Here is a 12,866-nt window from a genome sequence, read left to right on the forward strand (position 1 = left end):
ACTAACGTATTAGGTTAATGCCCTTCCTCCCAACTTAAAGTGCTTTACAATCCGAAGACCTTCTTCACACACGCGGCATGGCTGGATCAGGCTTTCGCCCATTGTCCAATATTCCCCACTGCTGCCTCCCGTAGGAGTCTGGACCGTGTCTCAGTTCCAGTGTGACTGATCATCCTCTCAGACCAGTTACGGATCGTAGCCTTGGTGAGCCATTACCTCACCAACTAGCTAATCCGACCTAGGCTCATCTGATAGCGCAAGGCCCGAAGGTCCCCTGCTTTCTCCCGTAGGACGTATGCGGTATTAGCGTCCGTTTCCGAACGTTATCCCCCACTATCAGGCAGATTCCTAGGTATTACTCACCCGTCCGCCGCTCTCAAGAGAAGCAAGCTTCTCTCTACCGCTCGACTTGCATGTGTTAGGCCTGCCGCCAGCGTTCAATCTGAGCCATGATCAAACTCTTCAGTTCAAACATCTTTGGGTTTTTAAGAAACCCTAAACTTGGCTCAGCAATCGTTGGTTACATCTTTGATTTCTCGCGGAGTAACTTGTGATGCTGATAATCTTGTTGACTATCAGTCTGACTCCACAAGCACCCACACGAATTGCTTGATTCAGTTGTTAAAGAGCGGTTGGTTTAGCTTTCGCTGAACCGAGGCGCGCATTCTACAGCAGCCTCTGTTGCTGTCAAGCGGTTATTTTAAGATGTTTTCAAAGTTTCCTCTGTAACATCAACCACTTGCGCTTTCGATCTCTCGTTAGCGGGAGGCGAATTCTACAGCGTTACACGCTGCTGTCAACACCTTATTTCCTGCTACTTTCGATTGAGATAATCGAAGTGTTAGCCAGGCAAATGACCTGGTTAACAGCACAGGCTTTTTACAAAGCTTGTACTTATACAAAAACAAAATCCCCGTCTGCGCGAGCAGACAGGGATTTTGGAATTTAATCTTGACGATGACCTACTCTCACATGGGGAAACCCCACACTACCATCGGCGATGCATCGTTTCACTTCTGAGTTCGGGATGGGATCAGGTGGTTCCAATGCTCTATGGTCGTCAAGAAATTCGGTAGCCAGGTCGTTTACCTTTCGGTTTACGCTCCAGCGAATGGGTATGTAATAGTTTGGTGTTTTGTGAGTCGCAAACTTTCGGTTTGTATCGTCTTCACACACCGCAATCTGGTCTCTTCGACGCAAATTGCTTGGGTGTTATATGGTCAAGCCTCACGGGCAATTAGTATTGGTTAGCTCAACGCCTCACAGCGCTTACACACCCAACCTATCAACGTCGTAGTCTTCGACGGCCCTTTAGGGAACTCAAGGTTCCAGTGAGATCTCATCTTGAGGCAAGTTTCCCGCTTAGATGCTTTCAGCGGTTATCTTTCCCGAACATAGCTACCCGGCAATGCCACTGGCGTGACAACCGGAACACCAGAGGTTCGTCCACTCCGGTCCTCTCGTACTAGGAGCAGCCCCTCTCAAATCTCAAACGTCCACGGCAGATAGGGACCGAACTGTCTCACGACGTTCTAAACCCAGCTCGCGTACCACTTTAAATGGCGAACAGCCATACCCTTGGGACCGGCTTCAGCCCCAGGATGTGATGAGCCGACATCGAGGTGCCAAACACCGCCGTCGATATGAACTCTTGGGCGGTATCAGCCTGTTATCCCCGGAGTACCTTTTATCCGTTGAGCGATGGCCCTTCCATACAGAACCACCGGATCACTAAGACCTACTTTCGTACCTGCTCGACGTGTCTGTCTCGCAGTCAAGCGCGCTTTTGCCTTTATACTCTACGACCGATTTCCGACCGGTCTGAGCGCACCTTCGTACTCCTCCGTTACTCTTTAGGAGGAGACCGCCCCAGTCAAACTACCCACCATACACTGTCCTCGATCCGGATAACGGACCTGAGTTAGAACCTCAAAGTTGCCAGGGTGGTATTTCAAGGTTGGCTCCATGCAGACTGGCGTCCACACTTCAAAGCCTCCCACCTATCCTACACAAGCAAATTCAAAGTCCAGTGCAAAGCTATAGTAAAGGTTCACGGGGTCTTTCCGTCTAGCCGCGGATACACTGCATCTTCACAGCGATTTCAATTTCACTGAGTCTCGGGTGGAGACAGCGCCGCCATCGTTACGCCATTCGTGCAGGTCGGAACTTACCCGACAAGGAATTTCGCTACCTTAGGACCGTTATAGTTACGGCCGCCGTTTACCGGGGCTTCGATCAAGAGCTTCGCGTTAGCTAACCCCATCAATTAACCTTCCGGCACCGGGCAGGCGTCACACCCTATACGTCCACTTTCGTGTTTGCAGAGTGCTGTGTTTTTAATAAACAGTCGCAGCGGCCTGGTATCTTCGACCGGCATGGGCTTACGCAGTAAATGCTTCACCCTCACCGGCGCACCTTCTCCCGAAGTTACGGTGCCATTTTGCCTAGTTCCTTCACCCGAGTTCTCTCAAGCGCCTTGGTATTCTCTACCCAACCACCTGTGTCGGTTTGGGGTACGGTTCCTGGTTACCTGAAGCTTAGAAGCTTTTCTTGGAAGCATGGCATCAACCACTTCGTTGTCTAAAAGACAACTCGTCATCAGCTCTCGGCCTTAGAATCCCGGATTTACCTAAGATTCCAGCCTACCACCTTAAACTTGGACAACCAACGCCAAGCTGGCCTAGCCTTCTCCGTCCCTCCATCGCAATAACCAGAAGTACAGGAATATTAACCTGTTTTCCATCGACTACGCTTTTCAGCCTCGCCTTAGGGACCGACTAACCCTGCGTCGATTAACGTTGCGCAGGAAACCTTGGTCTTTCGGCGTGGGTGTTTTTCACACCCATTATCGTTACTCATGTCAGCATTCGCACTTCTGATACCTCCAGCAAGCTTCTCAACTCACCTTCACAGGCTTACAGAACGCTCCTCTACCGCATCACCTAAGTGATACCCGTAGCTTCGGTGTATGGTTTGAGCCCCGTTAAATCTTCCGCGCAGGCCGACTCGACTAGTGAGCTATTACGCTTTCTTTAAAGGGTGGCTGCTTCTAAGCCAACCTCCTAGCTGTCTAAGCCTTCCCACATCGTTTCCCACTTAACCATAACTTTGGGACCTTAGCTGACGGTCTGGGTTGTTTCCCTTTTCACGACGGACGTTAGCACCCGCCGTGTGTCTCCCATGCTCGGCACTTGTAGGTATTCGGAGTTTGCATCGGTTTGGTAAGCCGGGATGGCCCCCTAGCCGAAACAGTGCTCTACCCCCTACAGTGATACATGAGGCGCTACCTAAATAGCTTTCGAGGAGAACCAGCTATCTCCGAGCTTGATTAGCCTTTCACTCCGATCCACAGGTCATCCGCTAACTTTTCAACGGTAGTCGGTTCGGTCCTCCAGTTAGTGTTACCCAACCTTCAACCTGCCCATGGATAGATCGCCCGGTTTCGGGTCTATTCCCAGCGACTAGACGCCCTATTAAGACTCGCTTTCGCTACGCCTCCCCTATTCGGTTAAGCTTGCCACTGAAAATAAGTCGCTGACCCATTATACAAAAGGTACGCAGTCACCCAACAAAGTGGGCTCCCACTGCTTGTACGCATACGGTTTCAGGATCTATTTCACTCCCCTCTCCGGGGTTCTTTTCGCCTTTCCCTCACGGTACTAGTTCACTATCGGTCAGTCAGTAGTATTTAGCCTTGGAGGATGGTCCCCCCATATTCAGACAAAGTTTCTCGTGCTCCGTCCTACTCGATTTCACTGCAAAGATGTTTTCGCGTACAGGGCTATCACCCACTATGGCCGCACTTTCCAGAGCGTTCCGCTAACATCAATACAGCTTAAGGGCTGGTCCCCGTTCGCTCGCCACTACTAAGGGAATCTCGGTTGATTTCTTTTCCTCAGGGTACTTAGATGTTTCAGTTCCCCTGGTTCGCTTCTTAAGCCTATGTATTCAGCTTAAGATACCTAACTTATGTTAGGTGGGTTCCCCCATTCAGACATCTCCGGATCAAAGTCTGTTTGCCGACTCCCCGAAGCTTTTCGCAGGCTACCACGTCTTTCATCGCCTCTGACTGCCAAGGCATCCACCGTATGCGCTTCTTCACTTGACCATATAACCCCAAGCAATCTGGTTATACTATGAAGACGACATTCGCCGAAAATTCGCATGTTCAATTAAGAACGTTCACAAATTTTACCTTAGCCTGAATAAACACCAGTGAAAGTGTTATCCAGTCTAACTTTCTATTACATACCCAAATTTTTAAAGAACGATCTAATCAAAAAGATCAGAAATCAACATTCACCATCGTTCGATGGAATGCTCATTTCTAAGCTTTACGATACAGAAGCAGTATATGGTGGAGCCAAACGGGATCGAACCGTTGACCTCCTGCGTGCAAGGCAGGCGCTCTCCCAGCTGAGCTATGGCCCCATATTTCTACAGGTACTTCCATACAAAATTGGTGGGTCTGGGCAGATTCGAACTGCCGACCTCACCCTTATCAGGGGTGCGCTCTAACCAACTGAGCTACAGACCCAATTTTGGTCTACTTCTATCGTCTTCTTCAATGAATCAAGCAATTCGTGTGGGAACTTATGGAGCAGCTGATGTCGTCGATTAAGGAGGTGATCCAGCCGCAGGTTCCCCTACGGCTACCTTGTTACGACTTCACCCCAGTCATGAATCACACCGTGGTAACCGTCCTCCCGAAGGTTAGACTAGCTACTTCTGGTGCAACCCACTCCCATGGTGTGACGGGCGGTGTGTACAAGGCCCGGGAACGTATTCACCGTGACATTCTGATTCACGATTACTAGCGATTCCGACTTCACGCAGTCGAGTTGCAGACTGCGATCCGGACTACGATCGGTTTTATGGGATTAGCTCCACCTCGCGGCTTGGCAACCCTTTGTACCGACCATTGTAGCACGTGTGTAGCCCAGGCCGTAAGGGCCATGATGACTTGACGTCATCCCCACCTTCCTCCGGTTTGTCACCGGCAGTCTCCTTAGAGTGCCCACCATTACGTGCTGGTAACTAAGGACAAGGGTTGCGCTCGTTACGGGACTTAACCCAACATCTCACGACACGAGCTGACGACAGCCATGCAGCACCTGTCTCAATGTTCCCGAAGGCACCAATCTATCTCTAGAAAGTTCATTGGATGTCAAGGCCTGGTAAGGTTCTTCGCGTTGCTTCGAATTAAACCACATGCTCCACCGCTTGTGCGGGCCCCCGTCAATTCATTTGAGTTTTAACCTTGCGGCCGTACTCCCCAGGCGGTCAACTTAATGCGTTAGCTGCGCCACTAAGAGTTCAAGACTCCCAACGGCTAGTTGACATCGTTTACGGCGTGGACTACCAGGGTATCTAATCCTGTTTGCTCCCCACGCTTTCGCACCTCAGTGTCAGTATCAGTCCAGGTAGTCGCCTTCGCCACTGGTGTTCCTTCCTATATCTACGCATTTCACCGCTACACAGGAAATTCCACTACCCTCTACCATACTCTAGCTTGCCAGTTTTGGATGCAGTTCCCAGGTTGAGCCCGGGGATTTCACATTCAACTTAACAAACCACCTACGCGCGCTTTACGCCCAGTAATTCCGATTAACGCTTGCACCCTCTGTATTACCGCGGCTGCTGGCACAGAGTTAGCCGGTGCTTATTCTGTCGGTAACGTCAAAACACTAACGTATTAGGTTAATGCCCTTCCTCCCAACTTAAAGTGCTTTACAATCCGAAGACCTTCTTCACACACGCGGCATGGCTGGATCAGGCTTTCGCCCATTGTCCAATATTCCCCACTGCTGCCTCCCGTAGGAGTCTGGACCGTGTCTCAGTTCCAGTGTGACTGATCATCCTCTCAGACCAGTTACGGATCGTAGCCTTGGTGAGCCATTACCTCACCAACTAGCTAATCCGACCTAGGCTCATCTGATAGCGCAAGGCCCGAAGGTCCCCTGCTTTCTCCCGTAGGACGTATGCGGTATTAGCGTCCGTTTCCGAACGTTATCCCCCACTATCAGGCAGATTCCTAGGTATTACTCACCCGTCCGCCGCTCTCAAGAGAAGCAAGCTTCTCTCTACCGCTCGACTTGCATGTGTTAGGCCTGCCGCCAGCGTTCAATCTGAGCCATGATCAAACTCTTCAGTTCAAACATCTTTGGGTTTTTAAGAAACCCTAAACTTGGCTCAGCAATCGTTGGTTACATCTTTGATTTCTCGCGGAGTAACTTGTGATGCTGATAATCTTGTTGACTATCAGTCTGACTCCACAAGCACCCACACGAATTGCTTGATTCAGTTGTTAAAGAGCGGTTGGTTTAGCTTTCGCTGAACCGAGGCGCGCATTCTACAGCAGCCTCTGTTACTGTCAAGCGGTTATTTTAAGATGTTTTCAAAGTTTCCTCTGTAACATCAACCACTTGCGCTTTCGATCTCTCGTTAGCGGGAGGTGAATTCTACAGCGTTGCACGCTGCTGTCAACACCTCATTTCCTGCTTCGATGACTTGAAGCTGACACCGCCAAAAACCAATCCAACTCATTGAAACTCAAGGAGTTTTCCGTTTCGACTGCGCCGGAAGTGGGCGAATTATAGGCCGTTACAGATCTGAGTCAAGGGTTAATTTTCACTCTTGATACCGATATCGGTTTCTTCTTATATAGACGCGGAATTCGACTCATGACCACGGGTATTCGCAGCATCAGCAGGCACACACCTATAAAGGCATAAACCGACCATTCCTTGAGGTCCGCCCGCACAATCCAAAGCATATGCAGCAACCCCAATCCTACAACCACATACACCAGACGATGGAGTTTCTTCCAGCGCGCACCCAGCCGCCGCTGACTGTATCGATTTGAAGTCACTGCCAAGGCCAGCAAACACAGAAAACCCAGAGCACCTACAATAATGTAGGGCCGCTTGCGCAACTCCACACCCAGCTGCGACCAGTCAAACCCCAGCACGAAAGTCAGGTATGAACACACATGCAGCACCACATATGCAAAACACCACAAGCCTATCTGGCGACGCACTGCAATCCATCCAGGCCACCCCGTAAGCTTTTGCATCGGCGTCATACTCAGTGTTACCAGCAGCAGAATAAGCGCCCCCAACCCCAGCCTATCAACCAGCACCTTTCCCGGATCCGGGCCCAAGGCAAAGATCCAGGCCTCATAAAGCCAGTACAAAGGCCACACAGCCGCTGCTGCAAAGACCCCAATACGCCAAGAAAGGAACTTCATCAGTAGTTCTTCCGTAAATCGAGACCCGCATATAAAGAAGCCACTTCATCCGCGTACCCGTTAAACATCTGGGTATCACGCACATTAGGACTGAACAGGCCGCTCGGCAGACGCCGCTCACGCGCCTGCGTCCATCGCGGATGATCGACCTGCGGATTCACATTTGCGTAGAAGCCGTACTCATCCGCAGCGATGCTCTGCCAAGTGGTTTTCGGCTGCTCCTCCACCAGGCTGATTCTCACAATGGATTTCACACTTTTAAACCCGTACTTCCAAGGCACGACCAAACGTAGCGGCGCTCCATTCTGATTCGGCAATTCGCGCCCATACATGCCCACTGCCAAAATCGCCAGCGGGTTCATCGCTTCATCCAAACGCAACCCCTCAACATAAGGCCAGTCAATCAAGGCGAAACCCGAGCGCTGCCCCGGCATGACCTTCGGATCCTGTAAGGTTTCAAAGCGTATGTATTTGGCTTTCGACGTCGGCTCCACCTGCTTGAGCAATGCCGATATGGGAAAGCCCATCCATGGAATAACCATTGACCAGGCCTCTACGCAACGCAAACGATAGATCCGCTCCTCCAACTGATAAGGCTTCATGAAGTCTTCAAGGGCATAGCGACCCGGCTTGCCCACTTCCCCATCCACGACCACCGTCCAAGGCTCGGTTTTCAAGGCACCAGCATTCTGCGCCGGATCCCCCTTGTCGGCCCCGAACTCATAGAAGTTGTTGTAGTGCGTTGCGTCCTTGAAAGGCGTGATCGCCTCCCCGCTAACCGTGACAGCCTGCCATTTGGTCTGCGGGAGCTTATCGGCAAACCATGCCGGCGCCCTGCCCGGCTCGACATCCGCGTAACGCACCGCATCTTCGGCGCTGGCCCAACGCGGTAGCGCACCCACAGCCAATCCGGCAAGCGAGCTGCCAAGTAATGCACGACGGGATAAATAGAAGGATTCAGGCGTAACGTCCGACTCTTTGCAGTCGGACGCCTTAGGAAGCTTGATAAGCATGACAACTCCGCAGTATTGGAGGACTGATGCACCAATAGACTACGGAGTATGGGAGAAATTACATCACTCGGCGTTTTTGTTACGGCGCAAACGCAACAAGTACTGGATAGGTCCCGATGCCGCATACGCCAGGAATGCCAACAACAGGATGCGCGGCGGGTCGCTGAACACAACAGCAAACACCAACACTACCGCCAGGATGGCCACGAAAGGAACGCGCCCTTTCAAATCCAGCTCTTTAAAGCTGTTGTACTTGATATTGCTGACCATCAGCATACCGGCTGCAGCCACCAGCAGCGCAACCAGGAACGACATTTTCGAACCCTGGATTCCGTAATCACTGAACGCCCAAACGATACCCGCCACTACACCAGCAGCAGCCGGACTGGCCAGACCTATGAAGTAACGCTTATCCGCTTTACCTACCTGGGTGTTAAAACGCGCCAGACGCAATGCAGCCCCCGCGACATAGATGAAAGCCACCATCCAGCCCACCTTGCCCATATCACCCAGGGCCCAGCCAAAGGCCAGCAATGCAGGTGCAACGCCAAAGGCAACCATGTCCGACAAGGAATCGTACTCGGCGCCAAAAGCACTTTCAGTATTGGTCATACGGGCTACGCGGCCATCGAGACCGTCCAGCACCATTGCGACAAAGATCGCGATAGCAGCAAACGCAAAATACTTGCTTGCTCCTGCAGCATCACCCGCACTCATCGCGCTTTGCGCACTCATGGAGCTGATGATCGAATAAAAACCGGCGAACAGGTTCGCGGTGGTGAACAGGTTCGGCAGCAGATAGATACCACGATGCCGGACTTTACGGCCTTCGGCGTCATGCCCTTCTTCGACATGCTCATCGATAGGCAGCAGGCTATCGGCGTCTGAAGCCGCTTTTGGCTCTTCGGGACGTTCGCTCATGGACATTACCTTGCAACGATATGGAAAGTTTCGGTGGAAGCTTGGGGCCAGCACACACCCGCAAACGATCCTGCTTTATACCAGAAGCTGTCGCTTAAACGAAAAAACGCGGCCTAGGCCGCGTTTTCTCTACAGGCTAAAATTTAGTTCTTTGTTTGATCGACGATTTTATTCGCGCCGATCCAAGGCATCATCGAGCGCAGTTGCCCGCCGATGACTTCGATACCGTGAGCGGCGTTGTTACGACGCTTGGCGGTCATCGATGGGTAGCCAGTAGCACCTTCGGTGATGAACATCTTCGCGTATTCACCATCCTGAATGCGCTTCAGAGCATTACGCATTGCCTGACGGGACTCTGCGTTGATCACTTCCGGACCGGTTACATACTCACCGTACTCGGCGTTGTTGGAGATCGAGTAGTTCATGTTGGCGATACCGCCTTCATACATGAGGTCAACGATCAACTTCAACTCGTGCAAGCACTCGAAGTAAGCCATTTCTGGCGCATAACCTGCTTCAACCAGGGTCTCGAAACCGGCTTTAACCAGCTCGACAGTACCGCCACACAGAACAGCCTGTTCGCCGAACAGGTCGGTTTCGGTTTCGTCCTTGAACGTGGTTTCGATGATGCCGGTACGACCGCCACCAACGCCAGCCGCGTATGACAAGGCTACGTTTTTGGCGTTGCCCGACGCATCCTGATAGATCGCGATCAGGTCAGGAATGCCACCGCCTTTTACGAACTCGGAGCGCACGGTGTGACCCGGTGCTTTTGGCGCGATCATGATCACGTCAAGGTCCGCGCGCGGTACAACCTGGTTGTAGTGGATAGCGAAGCCGTGGGAGAAAGCCAGTGTGGCTCCCTTCTTGATGTTCGGCTCGATTTCGTCCTTGTACAGCGCCGACTGGAATTCGTCCGGGGTCAGAATCATGACCAGATCTGCAGCGGCAACAGCGCTGGCAACGTCAGTCACTTTCAGGCCATGAGCCTCAGCCTTGGCGACAGTGGCCGAACCTTTACGCAGACCAACAGTAACGTCAACGCCGGAGTCTTTCAGGTTGCAGGCTTGGGCGTGACCCTGGGAGCCGTAACCGATAATGGCTACTTTTTTGCCCTGGATGATCGAAAGGTCGCAGTCTTTGTCGTAATAAACTTTCATGATTTTCCCTTATATCCAGGCCATTCAGGCCAATTAGCATTTGTTAGTTTTAGATGCTGAGTACTTTGTCGCCACGGGCAATCCCGGTGACGCCACTGCGAACTGTTTCCAGGATCGAGGCGGTACCAATCGACTGAATGAAACTGTCGAGCTTCTCACTGGTTCCTGTCAACTGCACGGTGTACACACTGGCGCTGACATCAACGATCTGCCCACGAAATATGTCCGTGGTGCGTTTGATTTCTGCGCGCTGTGCACCCGTTGCCTTGACCTTGACCAACATCAGTTCACGCTCGATATGAGCACTTTCCGACAGGTCAACCAGCTTGACCACTTCGATCAGCTTGTTCAGGTTTTTAGTGATCTGCTCGATCACTTCATCATGGCCCACCGTGGTCAGCGTCAGACGCGACAAAGTCGGGTCTTCGGTTGGCGCTACAGTCAGGCTTTCGATGTTGTAGTTACGTTGCGAGAAAAGCCCAACAACGCGAGACAAGGCGCCCGGTTCGTTTTCAAGAAGCAAGGAAATAATGTGCCGCATGATTAAGTGCGCTCCGTCTTGCTCAGCCACATGTCGCGCATGGAGCCATCTTTGATCTGCATCGGATAAACGTGCTCACTGGTATCAACCTGAATATCCAGGAACACCAGGCGATCCTTCATGGCAAAAGCTTCTTCCATCTTTGGCTTCAGGTCTTTCAGATCAGTGATCCGGATACCTACATGCCCATAAGCCTCAGCCAGCTTGACGAAATCAGGCAGCGACTCCATGTACGAATGCGAATGACGACTGCCGTAGTTCATGTCCTGCCACTGACGCACCATTCCCAGCACGCCGTTGTTGAGGCTGATGATTTTTACTGGCAAGCCATACTGCAAACATGTCGACAGTTCCTGAATGTTCATCTGAATACTGCCCTCGCCTGTTACACAGGCAACGTCAGCCTCAGGAAAACTCAGTTTTACGCCCATCGCCGCCGGGAAGCCGAACCCCATCGTGCCCAGGCCGCCAGAGTTGATCCAGCGATTAGGCTTGTTGAAGCGGTAATACTGGGCCGCAAACATTTGATGCTGACCCACATCGGATGTTACGTACGCATCACCCTTGGTCACTTCGCAAAGCATCTCGATAACAGCCTGAGGCTTGATCTTGCTGCCGTCACCCTTGTCATAAGGGAACAGGCCGCGATCGCCACGCCATTCGTCGATCTGCTTCCACCAACTGGAAACTGCCTCTGGATTTGGCTTCTCGCCAATGTCCTTGAGGATTGCGACCATCTCGGTGAGCACACTCTCCACCGGACCCACGATCGGTACATCGGCCTTGATGGTTTTGGAAATGGACGCCGGGTCGATATCGATATGGATGATCTTGGCGTTCGGGCAGAACTTGGACGGACCGTTGATTACGCGGTCATCAAAGCGTGCGCCTACAGCCAGAATCACATCAGCATTGTGCATGGTCATGTTGGCAGTGAAGCTGCCGTGCATGCCGAGCATGCCGACGAACTGACGGTCTGTGCCAGGGTAGGCACCCAAGCCCATCAGCGTATTGGTTACAGGCACGTTGAGCATTTTTGCCAGCTCGGTCAGCGGAGCCGAACCGCCGCCCAAAATTACGCCGCCGCCTGCATAAAGCACAGGGCGCTTGGCTGCCAGAAGCATCTCTGCCGCCTTGCGAATCTGGCCTGAGTGACCACGCAAGGCCGGGCTGTAAGAACGCAGCTTGGCTTTTTTCGGGAAAACGTATTCGAACTTCTCGGCCGGGTTGGTCATGTCTTTCGGGATATCGACCACAACCGGACCAGGACGGCCGGATTGAGCGAGGTAGAACGCCTTTTTCATGACCTCAGGGATTTCCGAAGCATGCTTGATCATAAAGCTGTGCTTCACGATGGGCCGGGAGATACCGATCATGTCGGTTTCCTGGAAAGCATCAGTCCCGACCATGGTGCTAGGCACCTGACCAGAAATGATCACCATCGGAATGGAGTCCATGTAGGCAGTGGCAATCCCGGTAATGGCGTTGGTAGCTCCCGGTCCGGAAGTGACCAGAACTACACCGGCCTTACCCGTTGCACGGGCATAGCCGTCAGCCATGTGGGTAGCCGCTTGTTCGTGGCGAACCAGGATGTGGGTAACTTCCGGTTCTTTGAACAAAGCGTCGTAGACATGCAGCAGAGCACCACCAGGGTACCCGTAGATATATTTGACACCTTCGTCGCGCAAAAAGCGCACGAGCATCTCACCGCCAGATAAAAGCTCCACGTTGTTCACCTCTAAAACGCCAGAATACCGTTCACAAAAATACGAACGGGTCTTAATAGGTTTACTTTTCAGCAGAGCATGAGCGACGGTGGTCGCCGACTACGTCAGCACTGACTGAGCAAGTATTGGGAGCTCCCCAAGTGTTGCGGGGGTTTCCCACCCAGCGCGAGGTAACGCGTTGCGGGTGTAGCAGGTCGGCGCGGGTGTGCGCCTCATGATCTGCTGAGAGGGTCTGCTTCTGGCAGTCCCTCTACA

General features: G+C 52.2%; 6 protein-coding genes, 2 tRNA genes and 4 rRNA genes (1 of these 12 cut by a window edge). All 12 read right to left on the reverse strand.

Annotated features, from left to right (window positions below; translation table 11 throughout):
* Positions 1 to 469, reverse strand: a 16S ribosomal RNA gene (locus tag VSQ83_RS20045); it reaches 1,068 nt to the left of the window's first position.
* 480 nt (positions 470 to 949) lie between these two features.
* Positions 950 to 1,065, reverse strand: a 5S ribosomal RNA gene (rrf, locus tag VSQ83_RS20050).
* A 151-nt stretch (positions 1,066 to 1,216) separates the two neighbouring features.
* A 23S ribosomal RNA gene (locus VSQ83_RS20055) occupies positions 1,217 to 4,108 on the reverse strand.
* 247 nt (positions 4,109 to 4,355) lie between these two features.
* Positions 4,356 to 4,431, reverse strand: a tRNA-Ala gene (locus tag VSQ83_RS20060).
* A gap of 29 nt (positions 4,432 to 4,460) precedes the next feature.
* Positions 4,461 to 4,537, reverse strand: a tRNA-Ile gene (locus tag VSQ83_RS20065).
* 81 nt (positions 4,538 to 4,618) lie between these two features.
* A 16S ribosomal RNA gene (locus tag VSQ83_RS20070) occupies positions 4,619 to 6,155 on the reverse strand.
* Together the 16S, 23S and 5S rRNA genes with 2 tRNA genes alongside form the textbook arrangement of a ribosomal RNA operon.
* Positions 6,156 to 6,616: 461 nt before the next feature.
* Positions 6,617 to 7,249 carry a protein-methionine-sulfoxide reductase heme-binding subunit MsrQ gene (msrQ, locus tag VSQ83_RS20075; protein ID WP_133078271.1) on the reverse strand — a complete coding sequence of 211 codons (633 nt, stop codon included), beginning with the start codon at positions 7,247 to 7,249 and terminating at the stop codon, positions 6,617 to 6,619.
* Positions 7,249 to 8,262 (reverse strand): protein-methionine-sulfoxide reductase catalytic subunit MsrP, encoded by a 1,014-nt coding sequence (gene msrP / locus VSQ83_RS20080; RefSeq protein ID WP_219262449.1) that lies wholly within the window; start codon positions 8,260 to 8,262, stop codon positions 7,249 to 7,251. Before msrP ends, msrQ begins: the two co-directional genes overlap by 1 nt.
* Positions 8,263 to 8,325: 63 nt before the next feature.
* Positions 8,326 to 9,183 carry a CDP-diacylglycerol--serine O-phosphatidyltransferase gene (pssA, locus tag VSQ83_RS20085; protein WP_019825985.1) on the reverse strand — a complete coding sequence of 286 codons (858 nt, stop codon included), beginning with the start codon at positions 9,181 to 9,183 and terminating at the stop codon, positions 8,326 to 8,328.
* A gap of 143 nt (positions 9,184 to 9,326) precedes the next feature.
* Positions 9,327 to 10,343, reverse strand: coding sequence for a ketol-acid reductoisomerase (gene ilvC, locus VSQ83_RS20090; RefSeq protein ID WP_133078273.1), 1,017 nt, complete (start codon positions 10,341 to 10,343; stop codon positions 9,327 to 9,329).
* 49 nt (positions 10,344 to 10,392) lie between these two features.
* On the reverse strand, positions 10,393 to 10,884 hold the full coding sequence (gene ilvN, locus VSQ83_RS20095) for an acetolactate synthase small subunit (RefSeq protein ID WP_016783407.1): 492 nt from the start codon (positions 10,882 to 10,884) through the stop codon (positions 10,393 to 10,395).
* A 2-nt stretch (positions 10,885 to 10,886) separates the two neighbouring features.
* Complete coding sequence (locus tag VSQ83_RS20100) at positions 10,887 to 12,611, reverse strand: acetolactate synthase 3 large subunit (protein ID WP_133078274.1); 1,725 nt, start codon at positions 12,609 to 12,611, stop codon at positions 10,887 to 10,889.
* Between the last annotated feature and the right edge of the window lie 255 nt (positions 12,612 to 12,866).

Origin of the sequence: Pseudomonas sp. DSV-1, from assembly GCF_035830915.1 — a bacterium.
Lineage (GTDB): Bacteria > Pseudomonadota > Gammaproteobacteria > Pseudomonadales > Pseudomonadaceae > Aquipseudomonas.

Bases quoted from the DNA above. Each gene is read 5' to 3' on its own strand.
- msrQ (WP_133078271.1), bottom strand. From the start codon at position 7,249: ATGAAGTTCCTTTCTTGGCGTATTGGGGTCTTTGCAGCAGCGGCTGTG.
- msrP (WP_219262449.1), bottom strand. From the start codon at position 8,262: ATGCTTATCAAGCTTCCTAAGGCGTCCGACTGCAAAGAGTCGGACGTT.
- pssA (WP_019825985.1), bottom strand. From the start codon at position 9,183: ATGAGCGAACGTCCCGAAGAGCCAAAAGCGGCTTCAGACGCCGATAGC.
- ilvC (WP_133078273.1), bottom strand. From the start codon at position 10,343: ATGAAAGTTTATTACGACAAAGACTGCGACCTTTCGATCATCCAGGGC.
- ilvN (WP_016783407.1), bottom strand. From the start codon at position 10,884: ATGCGGCACATTATTTCCTTGCTTCTTGAAAACGAACCGGGCGCCTTG.